Source organism: Massilia sp. Dwa41.01b, from assembly GCF_014171775.1.
GTDB lineage: Bacteria > Pseudomonadota > Gammaproteobacteria > Burkholderiales > Burkholderiaceae_D > Telluria.
Window position 1 is genome coordinate 4,757,984 of the sequence record NZ_CP050454.1, and the last position, 17,212, is coordinate 4,775,195.

15 protein-coding genes and 2 pseudogenes are annotated in these 17,212 nt (G+C 65.2%); 9 read left to right on the forward strand and 8 right to left on the reverse strand.

Annotated features, from left to right (window positions below; all coding sequences use genetic code 11):
* Positions 1 to 117: 117 nt before the first annotated feature.
* Both G4G28_RS21895 and G4G28_RS21900 read left to right on the forward strand, forming a co-directional pair.
* Positions 118 to 1,632, forward strand: coding sequence for an ATPase domain-containing protein (locus G4G28_RS21895; protein ID WP_182989920.1), 1,515 nt, complete (start codon positions 118 to 120; stop codon positions 1,630 to 1,632).
* Positions 1,619 to 3,325 (forward strand): response regulator, encoded by a 1,707-nt coding sequence (locus G4G28_RS21900; protein ID WP_229507773.1) that lies wholly within the window; start codon positions 1,619 to 1,621, stop codon positions 3,323 to 3,325. The genes G4G28_RS21895 and G4G28_RS21900 overlap by 14 nt, the downstream gene beginning before the upstream one ends.
* A gap of 247 nt (positions 3,326 to 3,572) precedes the next feature.
* Here the strand turns inward: G4G28_RS21900 and G4G28_RS21905 are convergent, their stop codons facing one another.
* A complete protein-coding gene (locus G4G28_RS21905; RefSeq protein WP_182989921.1) occupies positions 3,573 to 3,812 on the reverse strand; it encodes a hypothetical protein in 240 nt (79 codons plus the stop codon).
* Between the two features lie 30 nt (positions 3,813 to 3,842).
* The gene (gene pmbA, locus G4G28_RS21910; RefSeq protein ID WP_182989922.1) at positions 3,843 to 5,195 is read right to left on the reverse strand and encodes a metalloprotease PmbA; all 1,353 of its coding nucleotides are present in this window, start codon (positions 5,193 to 5,195) and stop codon (positions 3,843 to 3,845) included.
* Positions 5,196 to 5,288: 93 nt separating this feature from the next.
* Between pmbA and yjgA the strand changes: the two genes are divergently transcribed.
* The 5 genes from yjgA to G4G28_RS21935 are packed head-to-tail and all read left to right on the forward strand — an operon-like array spanning position 5,289 to position 7,859.
* Positions 5,289 to 5,897 (forward strand): ribosome biogenesis factor YjgA, encoded by a 609-nt coding sequence (yjgA, locus tag G4G28_RS21915; RefSeq protein WP_182989923.1) that lies wholly within the window; start codon positions 5,289 to 5,291, stop codon positions 5,895 to 5,897.
* On the forward strand, positions 5,860 to 6,516 hold the full coding sequence (gene mog / locus G4G28_RS21920; RefSeq protein ID WP_182989924.1) for a molybdopterin adenylyltransferase: 657 nt from the start codon (positions 5,860 to 5,862) through the stop codon (positions 6,514 to 6,516). The genes yjgA and mog overlap by 38 nt, the downstream gene beginning before the upstream one ends.
* Complete coding sequence (locus tag G4G28_RS21925) at positions 6,513 to 7,181, forward strand: alpha/beta hydrolase (RefSeq protein WP_182989925.1); 669 nt, start codon at positions 6,513 to 6,515, stop codon at positions 7,179 to 7,181. Before mog ends, G4G28_RS21925 begins: the two co-directional genes overlap by 4 nt.
* A gap of 49 nt (positions 7,182 to 7,230) precedes the next feature.
* Positions 7,231 to 7,428, forward strand: a complete 198-nt coding sequence (locus G4G28_RS21930) for a hypothetical protein (protein WP_182989926.1) — start codon at positions 7,231 to 7,233, stop codon at positions 7,426 to 7,428.
* A complete protein-coding gene (locus G4G28_RS21935) occupies positions 7,428 to 7,859 on the forward strand; it encodes a hypothetical protein (protein WP_182989927.1) in 432 nt (143 codons plus the stop codon). The genes G4G28_RS21930 and G4G28_RS21935 overlap by 1 nt, the downstream gene beginning before the upstream one ends.
* 67 nt (positions 7,860 to 7,926) lie before the next feature.
* On the opposite strand, the gene pepA is transcribed toward G4G28_RS21935, so the two are convergent.
* Entirely contained in the window at positions 7,927 to 8,784 is an 858-nt protein-coding gene (pepA, locus tag G4G28_RS21940) for a flocculation-associated PEP-CTERM protein PepA (protein WP_182989928.1), read from the reverse strand.
* 314 nt (positions 8,785 to 9,098) lie between these two features.
* Entirely contained in the window at positions 9,099 to 9,653 is a 555-nt protein-coding gene (locus G4G28_RS21945) for a carboxymuconolactone decarboxylase family protein (RefSeq protein WP_182989929.1), read from the reverse strand.
* 144 nt (positions 9,654 to 9,797) lie between these two features.
* Here G4G28_RS21945 and G4G28_RS21950 point away from each other — a divergent pair.
* Positions 9,798 to 11,122 (forward strand): annotated as a pseudogene (locus tag G4G28_RS21950) (aspartate aminotransferase family protein).
* Positions 11,123 to 11,351: 229 nt separating this feature from the next.
* Here the strand turns inward: G4G28_RS21950 and G4G28_RS21955 are convergent.
* The 4 genes and pseudogenes from G4G28_RS21955 to G4G28_RS21970 all read right to left on the reverse strand — a co-directional run bounded on the left by G4G28_RS21955 (position 11,352) and on the right by G4G28_RS21970 (position 16,409).
* Complete coding sequence (locus tag G4G28_RS21955) at positions 11,352 to 12,200, reverse strand: fumarylacetoacetate hydrolase family protein (RefSeq protein ID WP_182989930.1); 849 nt, start codon at positions 12,198 to 12,200, stop codon at positions 11,352 to 11,354.
* A gap of 49 nt (positions 12,201 to 12,249) precedes the next feature.
* Positions 12,250 to 13,576: pseudogene (locus tag G4G28_RS21960) on the reverse strand (sorbosone dehydrogenase family protein).
* Between the two features lie 103 nt (positions 13,577 to 13,679).
* Positions 13,680 to 14,990: an MFS transporter gene (locus G4G28_RS21965; protein ID WP_182989932.1), complete on the reverse strand. Its 1,311-nt coding sequence runs from the start codon at positions 14,988 to 14,990 to the stop codon at positions 13,680 to 13,682.
* 9 nt (positions 14,991 to 14,999) lie between these two features.
* Positions 15,000 to 16,409: a KamA family radical SAM protein gene (locus G4G28_RS21970; RefSeq protein WP_182989933.1), complete on the reverse strand. Its 1,410-nt coding sequence runs from the start codon at positions 16,407 to 16,409 to the stop codon at positions 15,000 to 15,002.
* A gap of 300 nt (positions 16,410 to 16,709) precedes the next feature.
* Here G4G28_RS21970 and G4G28_RS21975 point away from each other — a divergent pair, with 300 nt between their 5' ends.
* Entirely contained in the window at positions 16,710 to 17,165 is a 456-nt protein-coding gene (locus G4G28_RS21975) for a cache domain-containing protein (protein ID WP_182989934.1), read from the forward strand.
* The last annotated feature ends 47 nt before the right edge of the window (positions 17,166 to 17,212 follow it).

The window sequence follows — 17,212 nt, forward strand, 5'->3', positions numbered from 1 at the left end:
GCACTATAATCGGTATTTATTGCGCCTTGCATAGGGCGCCACACAACCGGTCGGCTCGACGGCGCCCGCATCAGGAGCGTGGTCGCGGCTGCCCCGCATATACCGATAGGCCGCTTCATGACTTCCGATTCCTCCACCCGCCCCGTCGCCCTGACCGGCCCACGCATATCCAGCGGCATTGCCGGCCTCGACGATATCCTGGGCGGTGGCCTGACGCCGCAGCGCGTCTACCTGGTCGAAGGCACGCCGGGCACCGGCAAGACCACACTCGGGCTGCAATTCCTGCTCGACGGCGCGGCCCGGGGCGAAAGCGGCCTGTACATCACCTTGTCGGAAACCGCGGCCGAATTGCGGGCGGTGGCGGCCAGCCACGGCTGGTCGCTCGATGCGCTTGAAATCTATGAACTGGCCAGCGACGACATGCTCGACATGGATTCCCAGCAGTCGGTATTCCACCCCTCGGAAGTCGAGCTCGGCGAAACGACGCGCAACGTGATGGACCAGGTCGACCGCATCAAGCCGGCGCGCGTGGTGTTCGACAGCATGTCGGAAATGCGCCTGCTCGCGCAAAACGCCTTGCGTTACCGGCGCCAGATCCTGGCCCTGAAGCAGTTTTTCGCTTCCCGCGCCTGCACCGTGCTGCTGCTCGACGACAAGACCGCGCAGAACGACCAGCACCTGCACAGCATCGCCCACGGCGTCATCAGCCTCGAACAGATCGCCAAGGAATTCGGCAAGGAGCGCCGCCGCGTCAACATCGTCAAGATGCGCGGCATCCGCTTCCGCGGCGGCTACCACGACTACAGCCTCGACACCGGCGGCATCACCATGTTCCCGCGCCTGGTGGCGTCCGAGCACATGGGCGACTTCGCGCCGCTCGTCAGCCCCAGCGGATCGCGCAGTTTCGACGCCCTGCTCGGCGGCGGCCTGGTGCGCGGCACGAATACCCTGATGGTCGGGCCGTCCGGCATCGGCAAGACCACCTTGTCGGTGCGCTGCCTGCTGGCAGCGCTGGAACGCGGCGAGAAGGCCTCGCTCTACCTGTTCGACGAGGGACTGGGCACGCTGTTCGCGCGCAGCGCCGCGCTCGGCATGGATTTGCGTCCCTACGCCGAGTCCGGCCAGCTGCGCATCCACCATATCGATCCGGCCGAGCTGTCGCCGGGCGAGTTCGCCCAGATGCTGCGCGACGCCGTCGAGCAGGGCGCGGTGCGCTTCATCGTCATCGACAGCCTGAATGCCTACCAGCAGGCGATGCCGGGCGAGCAGTACCTGACGCTGCAGATGCACGAACTGCTGTCCTACCTGAACCAGCAGGGCGTGACGACGGTGCTCGTGCTGGGCCAGCATGGCCTGATCGGCGAGGTGCGTACCGATGTCGACCTGAGCTACCTGTCCGACACCACGGTCCTGATGCGCTTTTTCGAATCGAACGGCCGCCTGCGCCGCGCCATTACCGTCATCAAGAGCCGCACCGCGACGCACGCGCTGACCATCCACGAACTGCAGCTCGGCGAGGACGGCGTGCGCATCGGCGAAGCGCTGGTGGGCTTCGAGGGCGTGCTCACCGGCCTGCCGAGCTACCGCGGCGCGACGCCGATGATGTCCACCGCTGCCGATGACCTCCAGTAATACCTTGGAAGAACGCGTGCTGGTATTTGCGCCGCGCGGGCGCGACGCCGAGGTCATATGTTCGGTCCTGGGGCCCGACGGTTTCGCCTGCGAAACGGCAAGCGGCTTCGACGCGTTCGTGGCCCACATCGAAGCTGGCGCCGGCGCTGCCATCGTGGCCGAGGAAGCGCTCGATGGCGCCGACCTGGGACGCCTGCGCGCCTGGCTCGACGGCCAGCCGCCCTGGTCCGATTTCCCCTTCATCGTTCTGCTGGGCAAAGCGATCGGCCTGGCTGCGAACGGCGCCCGCGAGCGCATCGGCGAGCTCGGCAACGTGATCCTGCTGGAACGCCCGCTCAACGCCCAGACCCTGCGCAGCGCGGCAGCCTCGGCCCTGCGCGCACGGCGCCGCCAGTACCAGGCGCGCGACGTGCTGGCCGACCGCGAACGCACCGCCGCCAGCCTGCGCCAGAGCCAGGAAGCGCTGGTGCAGCTGAACGAAACGCTGGAACTGCGCATCGAGGAACGCACCCGCGCGCTGGCCGGCGCCAACGACCGCCTGATGAACGAAGTCATCGAACGCGAGCGGGTGCAGCAGGCGATGGTGCAGCTGCAGAAGATGGAAGCGATCGGGCGCCTGACCGGCGGCATCGCCCACGACTTCAACAACCTGCTCAACGTCGTGCAAGGCAGCATGGACCTGATCCTCATGATGTCGAAGGACGAGATCGCCAGGCAGCGCGCCGAGGTGGCACGCCGTGCCTGCCAGCGCGGCGCCAAGCTCACCAGCCAGCTGCTGGCCTTCTCGCGCAACCAGACCCTGGACCTGCGCCCGATCGACGTCGGCACGCTGTTCGAGGGCGTGCGCGAGCTGGTGACGGCGTCGCTGGGCTCGAGCATCGCCCTGCATTTCGACGCCGAGACCGACTGCGGCGTGATGGCCGACGCGAACCAGATGGAAATGGCCCTGCTGAACCTGGCCATCAACGCGCGCGATGCCATGCCCGGCGGCGGCAGCCTGGCCTTCCACGCGGGAGCGGCGAAAGCGCCGGCCGGCCTGCTGCCCGACGGCAACTACGTGCGCATCGCCGTGGTCGACAGCGGCGAAGGCATGCCGCCGGAACTGGTGGCACGCGTGTTCGAGCCCTTCTTCACGACCAAGGGCGTGGGCAAGGGAACGGGCCTGGGCTTGTCCCAGGTGTATGGCATGGCCCAGCAATCGGGCGGCGCCGCGCGCATCCTGAGCGAACCGGGACGCGGCACCACGGTGGAAATCTGGCTGCCCGCCGCCGGCTGCAGGGAAGAAACCGCTTTAGCGCCGGTGCCGGCCGTGGATGCGGCGCCGCCACCGCAGGTACGCATCCTGGTGGTCGAGGACGACGATTCCGTCCGTCAGTCGGTGGTGGAATCGCTCGAGGCACTCGGCCACACGGTGGCACAGGCGCCGGACGGCGAAGCCGGACTGCGCATGCTGACCCAGCTGCGGCCCGACCTGATCATCACGGATTACCTGATGCCGGGCATGACGGGGGCGGAACTGGTGAAGCGCGCACGCGAGCACTTGCCGGACGTGCCGATGATCATCGCCACGGGCTACGCCGACATGAAGGCGATCGAACAGGTCATTACCGAGGACATGCTGCTGCGCAAACCGTTTGCGCTGGCGGAGCTGGCGACGACGGTGGAGCGGGCGCTACAGAAACTGCCGGCCTGAGGTTTTCGAAAAGCGGGAGGCCGCTCGTAGGGTGGGCGGGGCCGCCGAGGCGCGCCGTGGTGAAGCCGTGATTGCGGCCATTGGCCTCAATTACCCCGCGCGGAACCATGATCAAGGTGAGCGCTTAACGGACATGACGATCTTCGCACAAACTTTCAGCTAACAATTAGCATCATTCCGAGTGGGCACCCTGTGCCTCGGCGGCCCCGCCCACCCTAGGGACCGCTGTCAGGTTGGCCGCGAACAATTACAGCTGCACGCCCAAATGTTGCTTGACCCAGGCGTGCGCATCCTCGACGGTATCGAAGTGGACGGTGGCAATGACCGTCTTGTCGCTCGCCAGGCAGCTGGCGTAGACGCGCTTCTCGTCAGCCGAGCTGAGCAGGTCGGACTGCGGCGACAGCTCGACCGAGGCCACCAGGTCCAGGTTCAGCAGCTGGGCCTTCTTCGGGTTGTTTTCCTTATCGATGCGAACGAATTTGCTCATGCTTTCCTTGGCTGAAACACTGTAGATAGTTCAGTTACCTGCGACGACCATTTTCTCGATCAGGATCGATCCGACCGTCTTGTTGCCACGGTTGAGCACGTCGTTGCCGACGGCAACGATTTGCTGGAACATCTCGCGCATGTTGCCGGCGATCGTGACTTCCTCGACCGGATACTGGATGACGCCATTCTCGACCCAGTAGCCCGAGGCGCCGCGCGAATAGTCGCCCGTGACATAGTTTACGCCCTGCCCCATCAGCTCCGTTACCAGGAGGCCGGTGCCCATCTTGCGCAGCATGCCCTCGAAGTCGTCGGCCAGCTTCGTTTCATCGGAGGTGATGGTGAGATTATGCGAGCCGCCGGCATTGCCCGTAGTTTGCATGCCGAGCTTGCGCGCCGAATACGAGGACAGGAAATAACCCTGCAGCACGCCATCGGCTACCACCTTGCGCCGCACCGTGCGCACGCCTTCCTCGTCGAAGGGCGAGGAGCCGACTTCGCCGATCACGTGCGGGTCTTCGAGGATCTGGATATGGCTCGGGAAGACTGGTTTACCGAGCGTATCGAGCAGGAAGCTCGACTTGCGGTAGAGCGAGCCGCCCGAGGTGGCCTGGACAAACGCGCCCAGCAGGCCGGCCGCCAGCGGCGCTTCGAACAGCACCGGGCAGGTGCGGGTATCGAGTTTACGCGCGTTCAGGCGTGCCAGGGCACGTTCGGCGGCATAGCGCCCCACGGCTTCCGGTTTGGCCAGCTTTTTCGGGTCGCGCGCCGAGGTGTACCAGTCGTCGCGCTGCATCTTGTTGCCCTTGCCGGCGATCGGCGCCACGGACAAGGTGTGGCGCGAGAACGGGTAGCCGCCGATGAAGCCGCGCGTATTGGCCGCGACGAAATGCGACTGCTGCACGTAGACGTTGGCGCCTTCGCTGTTGGTGATGCGCGGGTCGACTTCGAAAGCGGCGTTCTCGCAGCGCTGCGCCAGCTCCACCGCTTCCTCGGTCGTGATCTGCCAGGGGTAGCACAGGCGCAGGTCGCGCGGGTTCATCTCCAGCATGTCGGCGTCGGGCAGGCCCGCCGCTTCGTCCTCGGCGGTGAAGCGGGCGATGTTCCAGGCCGCTTCGACGGTGGCGCGCAGCGAGGCTTCGGAAAAATCGGAGGTGCTGGCGTTGCCGCGGCGCTGGCCGGCATAGACGGTGACGCCGATGCCCTTGTCCTTGTTCTGTTCGATGGTCTCGATCTTGCCACGACGTACTCCGACCGACAGCCCGCTGCCCTCGCTGACTTCCACCGAAGCATCGGTGGCGCCCTCTTCGCGGGCAAAGGCCAGCACCTTACGCGCAAGCTCTTTCAGCTGGTCCTGGGTGTGGGTAAAAACGGAGTCGTTCATGTGTGTTTTTCGTAGCGAGCCCTAAAACAGTTATCATAGCAGCCGTTTACTGTTTTTACTGATCGGCCCCGTGCCAATCGGATCATCCATACCATGCCTAATCCAAACCGCGGCTCAGTGGGCTTCCAGTCCAGCGAATTCGAGCAAGAATACGAGCGTCCTTCCAAGTCCGAGCTGAAGCGCCAGTCGGACGAGCTGCAAAAGCTCGGCGCCCAGCTCATCGCCGAGCCCCGCGACCGCGTCAAGCGCGTGCCGATGCCCGACGAGGTCAAGGACGCGATCCTGATGTGCCAGACCATCACCAACCACGAGGGCCGGCGCCGCCAGTTGCAGTATGTCGGCAAGATGATGCGTACCCTCTCGGAAGAGGAAGTGGCCGTCATCAAGCGCACCATCGACAGCTGGAAAGGCGCCTCGAAGGCCGAGACGGCCGCGCTGCACGCGCTGGAACGCCGCCGCGAAAAGCTGCTCACCGACGACAAGGCCCTGACCGCGCTGCTGGAAGAGCACCCGGAACTGGACGTGCAGCAGCTGCGCACGCTGATCCGCAATGCGCGCAAGGAACAGGCCGAATCGAAGCCGCCGAAGGCCTATCGCGAACTGTTCCAGATCCTGAAGGACCTGGGCAAGCAGGCCAAGCCGGCGGCTGGCGAAGACGACGCGGATGACGAGTCCGTTGACGATGAGCCTGCGGACGAGTAAGGAGGTGCCCCTTGTCATCGGCCTGGTCTCGGTCTCGGACCGCGCCAGCGGCGGCGTATACGAGGACAAGGGCATTCCTGCGCTGCAGGACTGGCTGGCCTCGGCCATCACCACGCCGTATCGCATCGAGGCGCGCCTGATTCCCGACGAGCGCGCGCAGATCGAGCAGACCCTGGTCGAATTGGTCGACGTGGCCGGCTGCCACCTGGTGCTCACCACCGGCGGCACCGGCCCGGCGCGGCGCGACGTCACGCCCGAGGCCACGCTCGCTGTCGGCACCAAGGAGATGCCCGGCTTCGGTGAGCAGATGCGCCAGATCAGCTTGAAATTCGTGCCGACGGCGATCCTGTCGCGCCAGGTCGCGGTGATCCGCGAGACGCCCCAGCACGCGGCGCTGATCATGAACCTGCCGGGCCAGCCAAAGGCGATCAAGGAAACACTGGAAGGCTTGAAAGACGCCGATGGCAAGGTGGTCGCCGGCGGCATCTTCGCTGCCGTCCCCTACTGCATCGACCTGATCGGCGGACCGTACATGGAAACCAATCCGGCCGTGAGCCAGGCCTGGCGCCCGAAGAACGCGCAGCGCCCGGCCACGCCCACACCACAGGACAACGCATGAGCGAACTGCTGCAAAACATCGAAATCGACACCGCGCCGAATCCAACGGCCGCGATCATCTGGCTGCACGGCCTGGGCGCCGACGGCAACGACTTCGTGCCGCTGGTGCGCGAGCTCGCTTTGCAAGGCATGCCCGGCATCCGTTTCGTGTTCCCGCACGCGAAGACGATTCCCGTGACCGTCAACGGCGGCTACGTCATGCGCGCCTGGTACGACATCACAGGTGCCGAACTGACCCGCCGCGAAGACGAAGCCGGCCTGCGCAATTCGCAGCGCGACGTCGAGGCGCTGATCGCACGCGAAAAGGCGCGCGGCATCCCGGCCTCGAAGATCATCCTGGCGGGCTTTTCGCAAGGCTGCGCGATGACGCTGCAGACGGGCTTGCGCCACCCGGAAAAGCTGGCCGGCATGCTCTGCCTGTCGGGCTACCTGCCGCTGCACACCCACGTGCCGCACGAGCGCACCGAAGAAAGCATCGACACCCCGATCTTCATGGCGCACGGCCGCCAGGACCACGTGGTGCCTTTCCTGCGCGCCGAGCAGTCGCGCGACGTGCTCAAGGGACTCGGCTACCATATCGAATGGCACGAATACGCGATGCAGCATTCGCTGTGTTTCGAGGAAGTCCAGGACATTTCAGCCTGGCTGCGTAAAGTACTGGCCTGAGCTACAACCACCGGGAGCCGCGGCTCCCGTTTTCATTTGGAGGTCCGACATGGCCAAGAAAGAAGAACTCGACGAAGAAACCCTGGCACTGATCAACTGGTGCATCGAGGTTGAAAAGCATCTGGTCGCCGGCGGCGCGACGCAGGAACAGGCGCAGGAGCATATCGAGGAGCAGGTCGAGTGGTTCACCGACCTGTTCTACGATGGCTTGACGCCGGAAGAGGCTGCCAAGGAAGCGCTGGCCTGATGGCGGCGGACTCGGGATCGCTGAGCCGCGGGCAAAGCTTCGCGGTGGTGGCGCTGTGCGCCATGGTCGTGCTGGCGGTGCCCCTGTACGTGCTCGTCGGCTTCCTGACCGCACCGCTCGGGCTGGGCGTGATCATGCTGGTCAACGACAGCCCCTGGGTATTGAACCTGTACCCCTTCATCTTCGCGGGGAAGATGCATAGCGCGAACAGCGCCAGTTTTTTCCTGGGCAATACGATCGGCTACCTGCTGACCCTGGTGCAGTGGGTGGTGCTTGCCGGGCTGTTCGCACGGCGCGTGGACGACACCTGGCCTCGCGGCAAGATCCTGGGCCAGGCCGCTATCCTGGTCGCGGCAGTGGCCATCGCCAGCTGGATCGTCCTGCATCTGCTGGGCATGCAGGCCGTGTGGACCCAAGGCGCACATACCTGAACGCAGGGCCGCATTTGCCTGGACAATCAAAAAGAGCGGCAATGCCGCTCTTTTTTGCTGCTGCCCCTTACGCCTTCTCGCGGCGCTTGCGCGACGCCATCCCCGCACCGAGCAGGGCTGCGCCGAACAGCGCCAGCGAAGCCGGTTCCGGCACCTCGGCCTCGCGGCCCAGCTTCAGCTGGCCATTGCTACCCAGGAAAAAATACTCTTGCGGCTTGTTGCGGTAGGTGCCGCCCTTGCAGCCCGGCCCCGTGAAACCGCCGAACTGGCAAGCCACTTCGTTCACCAGGCGCGTGCCTGGCTTGCTGACCGTATTGGCATTGGTAAAGGCGAACGACAGGATGGAATCGGCCGACAGGTCGTGGCCGTTGCGGTCGAAGAAATAACCGCTGTCGAGCATGCCTGGCGCTGCCTGCGCGAAGACACTCACCTGGCCATTGTTGGTCGGGCTGCCGCTGGCATCGACCAGGCCGCCACCGCCGAAGACGGTGAACTCGGCGATCACATTGCCGAGGTTGGCACCAAAGTAACCCTGGGTACTGCCGTACTGGCCAGCGGTCGGGTTCTGGTACAGGCGGATGGTGCCGCCCGTGAAGCTGAAGGCGCCGTTGAAGTCGCCGCTGCCGACGGCCTCGAAGGTGGCCGTGATATTGCCTCCAAGGTAGTTAATCGGGAACAGTTTTCCATTGCTGTCGGCCTGGGTGATATTGAATACGGCCGTTTCCTTGAACGAGAAGGAGGTACCGCCCGTCGCTTTGAGCTCGATGAATGCGTTGCCGTTGACATCCAGGTATTCATTGATGGCTTGACCGCCAGTAAAACCGGTGCCGGACGGATTGAAGACCCAGCCGTTCAGGAGCGGGGCGGCCATGGCCGCGGTGGTGGAACAGCATGCAAGGACCGCGCTACAGATAAGTTTCTTCATGAATTTCATCGTTAATCTTTCGCAAGTTGATCGTGGTCTGACTGACAGCCAGCCCTGCTACTTACGCAAGTGCTGTGGCGGCAAAATGTTCGCTTTGCAGTCAAGAACTTGTTTTCGCAACGAGAGACGAGGACAAACGGTGTCAGGAAGACCGATAACTTCTGGTATCCACCATCCGCACACTCATGGTTTCATTAGAATACCTATTTCGCCTTTGTGCTATGCAAGGTGGGAGGTTTCCAAGTTTTGGCGAAAAAGCGAACGAGAGTGTGGCAAGGGAACGACACGCCGCCTTGCCTTCCTGCAACTGAGGCCTACTCGGGCAAGGGCATCGCGCTCGACACCGGGATTTCGGTCTGGGCCGTGTTCATGACCATGGCCAGGAAGGTGTAGTAGCCGTTCAGGCCCATCAGGTCGACCACGCCCTGCTCGCCGAACAGGGCGACCGCCTGCGTGTAGGTGCGGTCCGAGACCTGCTTGTTCTGGTGCAGTTCGATGCAGAAGTCGTGCACGACCGATTCGTCGACCAGCATGCCGTCCGGGCGCTGGCGCTGCCCGATCGCACTGATCACGTCCGGGGGTATTCCGACCTGGGCCGCGATCGGCGCGTGGATCGCCCATTCGACACCCTGGTTCCATTGGCGTGCCGTGATCAGGATCACGAGCTCGGACAGGCGTACCCCGATGGCGCTGCGGTAGCGCAGGTATTCGCCCATGCGCTGGGCATTTTCCAGCAGTTCGGGACTGCGCAGCAAGGGCACGAAGGGGCCATAGAGGGCACCCCGCGGCCCTTCGATCACGGCCTGGGCGGCGCGGCGCTGGGCTTCGGTCAACTGGTCCGGCGGAATCGGGCGGAGGCGATCGGTCATGTCAGCGTCGCGGAAATGTCGAGACGGAAAAATATTCGCACAGCTTCCGTGAAAGATCAAAGGAATCCCGTCCCCCCACCATTATTGTCGAACGTCAACTTCCGCGATCACTCCTCTCCCCTATTTCCACCGGAGGCCCATGCCATGAGCTACATCATCCACCGCAGCCTGCGCCAGACGCCGCCTGTCGCCGTGCGCGCCAGCGGCGTGACAGTCTTCGACAGCACCGGCAAGGCCTATCTTGACGCCAGCGGCGGTGCGGCCGTGTCCTCGCTCGGGCACGGGCATCCCGACGTCATCGCAGCCATGCACCGCCAGATCGACCGCTGCGCGTATGCGCATACGGCCTTCTTCACCACGGAAGTGGCCGAAGAACTGGCGGAACGGCTGGTGGCGAATGCCCCTGCCGGGATGGAGGCCGTGTACCTGGTCTCGGGCGGTTCGGAGGCGATGGAGACGGCGCTGAAGCTGGCGCGCCAGTACTTCGTCGAGGGCGGAGAACACCGGCGCTCGGTCTTCATCGCGCGCCGCCAGAGCTATCACGGCAACACGCTCGGCGCCCTCGCCGTCGGTGGGAACGAGTGGCGCCGCAAGCCGTTCGCCCCGCTGCTGATGGACGTGCCGCGGGTGGCGCCCTGCTACGAGTACCGCGACCGCCTCGCCCACCAGTCGCAGGATGCCTACACGGCGGCCCTGCTCGACGAACTCGAGACGGCGATCATCGCCGCCGGGCCGGAGAACGTCATCGGCTTCGTCGCCGAGCCGGTGGTGGGCGCGACCGGCGGCGCCATCCCGCCCACGCCGGGCTACTTCCGGGCGTGCGCACCATCTGCGACCGCCACGGCATCCTGTTCATCGCCGACGAAGTCATGTGCGGCATGGGCCGCACCGGCAGCATGTATGCGATCGAGCAGGACGGCGTGGCGCCCGACATCATCACAGTTGCCAAGGGACTGGGGGCGGGCTACCAGCCGGTGGGCGCGGTGCTGGCGCAGGGGGCGATCGTCGAGCGCCTGCGCCACGGCAGCGGCGCTTTCCTGCACGGGCACACGTATATCGGCCACCCGGTGGCGGCAGCGGCGGCGCTGGCGGTGCAGCAGGTGATCGCGCGCGACGGCCTGCTCGCGCAGGTGCGGCAGCGCGGCGCGACCTTGCGGCGCATGCTGGGCGATGTCTTCGGCAAGCATCCGCACGTGGGCGACATCCGCGGACGCGGGCTGTTCGTCGGGATCGAGCTGGTGCAGGACCGGGCCAGCAAGGAGCCGTTCGCGCCGGCACGCAAGCTGCACGCGGCGATCAAGGCGGAAGCGATGGCGCGCGGGCTGATGGTGTATCCGATGGGCGGGACGATCGACGGCCAGCGCGGCGATCATGTGCTGCTGGCGCCGCCGTTCATCGTGACGGCGGGCGAGTTGTCGGAGATGGTGGCGCGGCTGGCGGAGGCGGTAGATGCGGCGGTGAAGGCGTAGGGTGTGCGGCTCGACCCATACATTTGAACACACGCTGCGTGTGCGCCGCCCACGCGTTCAACGGTCCTGCGAACAGTTGCGGCACTCATCCGTTCGTTGAACGCGTGTGCGGCGCATGCGTCGCGTAAATTCAACAGGTACAGGTGGAGCCGCACACCCTACGGCATACGCAGGCACGATGCGGTCTTTCAGCGTGGGCACGGGGCGCCCACCCTACGCCTGATCGCGCCTATTTCGGAAACGCCACCACTTCCGCCTGCTGTTCGCCCAGCCCCGCAATCCCCAGCCGCAGCTTGTCGCCCTTTTTCAGGAAACGCTGCGGGCTGCGGCCCATGCCGACGCCCGGCGGGGTGCCGGTGGTGATGATGTCGCCCGGCTCCAGGGTCATGAAGCGCGAGACGTAGCTGACGATCTGCGCCACCGTGAAGATCATCTTCGACGTGTTCCCGGTCTGCATGCGCTTGCCGTTCAGTTCCAGGTAGAGGTCGAGGTCCTGCACGTCGTAGATCTCGTCGCGCGTGACGAGGAAGGGGCCGACTGGACCGAAGGTGTCGCAGCCTTTGCCCTTGTCCCACTGCGAACCCATCTCGAACTGGAAGGCGCGTTCCGATACGTCGTTCACCACGCAGTAGCCCGCCACGAACTTCAGGGCCTCTTCTTCGCTGACGTATTGCGCGCGGGTGCCGATCACGACCCCGAGTTCGACTTCCCAGTCGGTCTTTTTCGAGCCTTGCGGCAGGCGGATCGGATCGTCCGGGCCGTTCAGGCAGCTGGTCGCCTTGGTAAAGAAAACCGGTTCAGGCGGCACGGCGGCGCCGGTTTCGGCGGCGTGGTCGGCATAGTTCATGCCGATGCCGATGAACTTGCCGACGCGCGCCACCGGCACGCCCAGGCGCGGCGTACCGCGCACCAGCGGCAGCGTCTTCGCGTCGATCTTGGCGAGTTTACGCAGCGCGCGCTCATTCAGGGCCGCGGCATCGATATCGTCGATGACGCCGGACAGGTCGCGCAGGCGCCCTTCTTCATCGAACAGGCCCGGTTTTTCCTTGCCCGGGCGGCCATAGCGTACCAATCTCATGCGTTTTTCCTGTCATCGTGAAAGGCCGTCATGATACCAAGGCTGCGCCTTATTGGGCCGCAGCGGCGCGCACGCGCCAGACCACGTTGCCGACATCGTCGGCCACCAGCAGCGCGCCGCGCTTGTCGATGGCCACGCCGACCGGGCGGCCGAGCGCGTTGCCGCCGGCGTCGACGAAACCGGTCAGCACCTCGACCGGCTTGTCGCTTGGATTACCGTTCGCGAAGGGCACGTAGACGACGTTATAGCCCGACAGCGGCTTGCGGTTCCGTGGAGCCGTGCTGGCCGATGAAGGCGCCGTTCGCGAATCGCGGCCCGAGCTGGGCGCCGCTGGCAAACGAGAGTCCGAGCGCAGCCACGTGGGCGCCGAGGGCATAATCCGGTGCGGTGGCTTTGGCCACCAGGTCCGGGCGCGGCGGTTTCACCCGTTCGTCGACGTGCTGGCCATAATAGCTGTAGGGCCAGCCGTAGAAGGCGCCCTCCTTCACCGAGCTCAGGTAGTCGGGTACGAGGTCGCTGCCGATCTCGTCGCGCTCGTTCGCCACCGTCCACAGCACGCCGGTCTGCGGTTCCCAAGCCAGGCCGTTCGGGTTGCGCAGGCCGGACGCGAACAGGCGCGTCGCGCCGCTGTTGACATCCACTTCGAGGATGGCGGCGCGATTGACCTCGTTCTCCATGCCGTTTTCGCCGACATTGCTGTTCGAGCCGACGGTGGCATACAGCTTGCTGCCATCGCGGCTGGCGAGGATGTTCTTGGTCCAGTGGTGGTTGATCCCGGACGGCAGTGCCGCCACCTGCTGCGGCGTGTCCGTGATTTCGGTGGCGCCTTCCTTGTAGGGCACGCGCACGATGGCGTCGGCGTTCGCCACGTACAGCGTGTCGCCGACCAGGGCCATGCCGAAAGGCGAATGCAGGCCTTTCATGAAGACGCCGCGGGTTTCGGCCACGCCGTCGCCATCGCTGTCGCGCAGCAGGGTGATGCGGTCGGCGCTGGGCACGCCGGCCCCGGCCTTGGCCATGACTTTCCCCATGATCCAGCCGCGGATGCCTTCGTTGCGCTTTCCTTCCTCGGGCGGCTTCGGCTTGTTCGATTCGGCCACCAGCACATCGCCGTTGGGCAGCACGTACAGCCAGCGCGGGTGATCGAGCCCGGTCGCCAGCGCGTTCACCGCCAGCCCGGCCGCGGCTTGTGGCTTGGCGCCGGCCGGCCAGCCCTTGGCGGGTGCGATGTGCACCGTCGGGATCAGGGTTTTATGGGGTTGCGGCAGCTGGGGATTCGGACCGATGCCGGCGCCGGCTGGCAGGGTGGATTTGTCGCCGCAGCCGGCAAGGACGAACAGCATGGCGGCGAGGATCGACGACGAATGAGGGCGCATGGGAGTCTCCTGGATCGGACGAGGCGATGCGACCGATTGTAGCAATAAAGTCAATACCGCCTCATCCGATACAAGCCGCTTCCCGTGCATGCACGCTGGCGCCCTAGGCCGGCGTATGCGCCTCCCCGCCCAGCTCTTCGCGCACGCTTTCAGGAGCCCCTGCGCCGCGCCGCGCCAGCAGGCATCGCCGCAGCCAGGCCAGCAGGCCGGGCAACTGCAGCAGCACCAGTGCCGCGAACGCAACCTGGTAAGCCAGCGCGGGATAATGCCCGCCGCCGTCCGGCTGCCAGCAGCCGACCACCAGCCCGAAACCCGCCTGCACCAGGAAGGCACCGACGAAAATCAGCAGGTTCAGGCAGGTAGCGGCGCGCCCGGTCAGTTCGCGCGGCATGCTCTGGGCGACGATCGCGTATTCGATGCCGGTGATCGTGCCCACCAGCGTGAAGAGCACCGAGAGCAGCTGGAAGCTCGGCTTGTAGCCGACCACGAAGGCAATCTGCACCAGCAGGAACAGGGCGACACCGATGCCGGCGACGTCGACCGGCTGCACGCCGCGCCGCCCTGCCCACTCGGTAATCATGCCGACCGCAATCGCGCCGAAGATGACGGCCGCCATGCCCAGATACAGCAGGTAGGCCACCGCATCGTTGGGAAAGCGTGCCACGTCGGACAGCCAGCGCCCGATCCACAGGCCCTGGATGCCGAAGAAAACGGCATGGGGAAGGAGCACCAGCGAGATCGTCGAGCGGAAAGCCGGCATCCGGTAGACGCTCAGGATCGAGGCGGCCAGGGGCTGCTTGCTGCTTGCCGGCGCGGTTGCGGGCGGGTGCGTCTTCGGCGTGATGAGCCAGATCAGCACCCCGCTGGCCGCGATCAGCAGGGCCAGCGCCACGAACAGGTCGCGCCAGTCGGTGTGCTGCAGCGCCATGCGCACCGGCATGGTGCTGGTGGCCGCGCCCAGTCCGCCGACGGCGATCAGGTAGCCATGCACCGAGGGCAGCTTGCGCGGCGCGATCCAGGTCGAGATGGCCTTCACCGCCGACATGAAGCAGCCGCCCAGGCCGCAGCCAAGCACGGCCCGCGCCAGCACCAGCTGCAGGAAGCTGCCGCCGCGCGCGAACAGCAGCGCGCCCGCCGCCGCCAGCAGCATCAGCACCAGCTGCACGCGGCGCGGCCCGTAGCGGTCGAGCGCGATCCCCACCGGCAGCTGCACCAGCGCAAACGCAAAGAAGAAAGCGCTGGTGAGCAGGCCCAGCTGCCCGGGCGTGAGCGCGAGAGAAGCGACCAGGTCGGGCGCCAGCACCGCGTTCACGTTGCGCAGCAGCGAGGACAGGTAGTGTCCGAGCGCGAACGGCAGGAACACGCAGGAGAAAACCGCCACGCCGGATAAGCGTGGCGAGTCGTGGTCGCCCATGACGCGCTATCAGGCGGCGCTGGGCTGGCTGTCGCTGGCGCGGCCGTCGTGCGTGCGCGCGGAGGCGATCGGAATCACCCGCCCGTGCGCTGCATGCTGGCCGGCGTCGCCGCCCTCTTCCTCGAAGAAGAACTTCTTGCGGCCGAACGCGGGTTTCAGGTGGTCGAGCCAGGTGGCGTCGGGATCGTATTTGGCGAAGAAGGGTTTGCGCACCCATTGCGGATTGCGGGCCTGCAGGAACTGCAGCGCGAACAGCTTTTCGCCGTTGATCGTCACCACGCCGTCGATCACGACCTTGCCGGGGAAGGCACTCATCGATGGCCCGCGCACGGTGCGCGACAGGCCCGACACCATCGAATAGGCCGACTGGAAGATCTCGTGGGCGCGGGCCAGCGGCAGCGCGAAATAATCGCTCGGGCCGGTGTCGCGCTCGACGAACATGTAGTACGGGATGGCGCCCAGGCGCACGCCAGTGGTCCACAGTTCGGCCCAGCTTTTCGGGTCTTCGTTGATGTGGCGGATCAGCGGGCCCTGCATGCGCAGCGTGGCGCCGGTACCGACGATGCGCTTCACGGCCTGCTGGGCGATCGGGTGGCGCAGTTCCACAGCGTGGTTGTAGTGGCCCATGATGGCGAGATTCTTGCCGGCCTTGACGACGCGTTCGAACAGGCGCAGCAGGTCATCGGAATCCTTGTCGGAGACGAAGCGCTGCGGCCAGTAGGCCACCGACTTGGTGCCGATGCGGATGTTCTGGATGTGCGCCAGCTCGGGCGCCAGCAGGGGTTCCAGGAATTCCGTCAGCGAGCGCGTATTCATGATCATCGGGTCGCCGCCGGTGATCAGCACGTCCGTCACCTCCGGCTGGCTGATGAGATACGACACCAGTTCGCCGCTTTCGCGCGCATCGAACTTCATGTCGTCCATGCCGACGAACTGCGGCCAGCGGAAGCAGAAGGTGCAATAGGCGTGGCAGGTCTGGCCCGAACTGGGGAAGAACAGCACGGTTTCCTTGTACTTGTGCTGCAGGCCGCGCAGGGGCGCGTCGTTCACGCGCGGCACGTTGTGGGTCATCTGGCCGGCCGGGTGCGGATTCATGCGCATGCGGATCTGGTGCACCAGTTTCGCAATGGCGGCATCGTCCTTCTTGTGCAGCACCAGGTCGCGCAGCTGCTCGTACTCGCGCGGGGGCAGCATGTCGCGGTGCGGGAAGGTCAGGCGGAAGATCGGGTCGTCGGGAATCCTGTCCCAGTCGATCAGCTGGTCGAGCACATATTCATTGACCCGAAACGGCAGTACGTGCGAGACGACCTGGGTTGCTTCCTGCAACTCGGGACTCATCCACTGCCACTGGCGTGCCAGGGCAATGGTCTGGCGCGTATACGGCTTGAACTTGGCGGGTGTCGATTCGATGGCGGTCACGGCATGCTCCTGGAAAGGAAAGATGGTGTGGTGAGGACGGCCAGCGAATTCTCGAAAAAGAAGTTCGCGGGCGGGAATCCATCTTAGGAAGCAGCCATCCCGCAAGAGTTGCACGCAATCAACAAAAGGAGTAAAGCTTTCCCAAAGGAACATATTCTTTGTGGAAAGACATGTGGCATGTTGTCGCCACCTTGCCCTGCGCCTTGCGCGCGATCAAATTGCCTGCTGGAAGTGGGCGTACATTCCTTAATGCACTTAAGCAAGTTTTACCCCATGCAGGTCTTACCGAAAGGATTTTCCATGAAGCTACTCGCCACTGCCACCGCCCTGTGCCTCGGACTCGCTTGCTCCGGTGCGTTGGCTAATGAACCGACCGAAAAAGACGCGATCGCCATGGCCGAACGCGGCGCCGCCCTGGTCAAGGCCAAGGGCAAGGATGAAATGATGAAGCGCATCAATGCCAAGGACCCGGACTTCGTCCAGGGCGAACTGTACGTCGACCTGCGCGACGTCAAGACCGGCATCGTGCTGGCGCATCCCTACAACCCGTCGATCGTCGGCAAGGACCTGGTCGACGTGCCCGATGCGAACGGCAAGAAATACCGCCGCGAGATCATCGAACTGGCCGCCGCCAAGGGCAAGGGCTGGGTCGACTACCAGTACAAGAACCCCACCACCGGCAAGATCGAGCCGAAGACCACCTACATCCTGCTGGTCGATGGCGTGGTGCTGGAAGCGGGCATCTACAAGAAGTAATCGACGCGGGTACCGGGCGGCTGCGGCCGCCCTTTTCTTTTGTATAG

What these genes read in the sequence shown, in the direction of transcription:
- G4G28_RS21895 (WP_182989920.1), top strand. Translation starts at nt 118, where the DNA reads ATGACTTCCGATTCCTCCACCCGCCCCGTCGCCCTGACCGGCCCACGC.
- G4G28_RS21900 (WP_229507773.1), top strand. Translation starts at nt 1,619, where the DNA reads ATGACCTCCAGTAATACCTTGGAAGAACGCGTGCTGGTATTTGCGCCG.
- G4G28_RS21905 (WP_182989921.1), bottom strand. Translation starts at nt 3,812, where the DNA reads ATGAGCAAATTCGTTCGCATCGATAAGGAAAACAACCCGAAGAAGGCC.
- pmbA (WP_182989922.1), bottom strand. Translation starts at nt 5,195, where the DNA reads ATGAACGACTCCGTTTTTACCCACACCCAGGACCAGCTGAAAGAGCTT.
- yjgA (WP_182989923.1), top strand. Translation starts at nt 5,289, where the DNA reads ATGCCTAATCCAAACCGCGGCTCAGTGGGCTTCCAGTCCAGCGAATTC.
- mog (WP_182989924.1), top strand. Translation starts at nt 5,860, where the DNA reads ATGACGAGTCCGTTGACGATGAGCCTGCGGACGAGTAAGGAGGTGCCC.
- G4G28_RS21925 (WP_182989925.1), top strand. Translation starts at nt 6,513, where the DNA reads ATGAGCGAACTGCTGCAAAACATCGAAATCGACACCGCGCCGAATCCA.
- G4G28_RS21930 (WP_182989926.1), top strand. Translation starts at nt 7,231, where the DNA reads ATGGCCAAGAAAGAAGAACTCGACGAAGAAACCCTGGCACTGATCAAC.
- G4G28_RS21935 (WP_182989927.1), top strand. Translation starts at nt 7,428, where the DNA reads ATGGCGGCGGACTCGGGATCGCTGAGCCGCGGGCAAAGCTTCGCGGTG.
- pepA (WP_182989928.1), bottom strand. Translation starts at nt 8,784, where the DNA reads ATGAAGAAACTTATCTGTAGCGCGGTCCTTGCATGCTGTTCCACCACC.
- G4G28_RS21945 (WP_182989929.1), bottom strand. Translation starts at nt 9,653, where the DNA reads ATGACCGATCGCCTCCGCCCGATTCCGCCGGACCAGTTGACCGAAGCC.
- G4G28_RS21955 (WP_182989930.1), bottom strand. Translation starts at nt 12,200, where the DNA reads ATGAGATTGGTACGCTATGGCCGCCCGGGCAAGGAAAAACCGGGCCTG.
- G4G28_RS21965 (WP_182989932.1), bottom strand. Translation starts at nt 14,990, where the DNA reads ATGGGCGACCACGACTCGCCACGCTTATCCGGCGTGGCGGTTTTCTCC.
- G4G28_RS21975 (WP_182989934.1), top strand. Translation starts at nt 16,710, where the DNA reads ATGAAGCTACTCGCCACTGCCACCGCCCTGTGCCTCGGACTCGCTTGC.